Origin of the sequence: Pseudomonas sp. 65/3-MNA-CIBAN-0223, from assembly GCF_040310425.1 — a bacterium.
Classification (GTDB): Bacteria; Pseudomonadota; Gammaproteobacteria; order Pseudomonadales; family Pseudomonadaceae; genus Aquipseudomonas; species Aquipseudomonas gregormendelii.
Window position 1 is genome coordinate 1 of record NZ_JBEOPV010000307.1, and the last position, 244, is coordinate 244.

1 protein-coding gene is annotated in these 244 nt (G+C 59.8%); it reads right to left on the minus strand.

Annotation, left to right across the window (positions count from 1 at the left end; genetic code table 11):
• Nucleotides 1–26: 26 nt before the first annotated feature.
• On the minus strand, nucleotides 27–244 hold a 218-nt coding region (locus tag AAEZ09_RS29000), incomplete at its 5' end, for a hypothetical protein (RefSeq protein ID WP_350601766.1).

Consider the following 244-nt stretch of genomic DNA (forward strand, 5'->3'; position numbering starts at 1 on the left):
GCTGCAGCGGGGGCGTTATCGGAGGATTAGCGCTTCTTGGTCGATCGTTTGCCTTTCTTCTTCGTTTTGCCAAGCGGCAGGACCTGCTCGAAGGTCTTGCGCATGTCCTCGAGCCGCTTGTCGTTGAGGTCATGAATGCGCCGGGCGCGCTCGGCGCTGAAATCGATCAGTTTCTCGTCGGTGCTCATCAAGTCGGTCTCGGCTGGATCAGGCGGAAGGTCAAGTTGAGGCGCGGCTGCAGCAC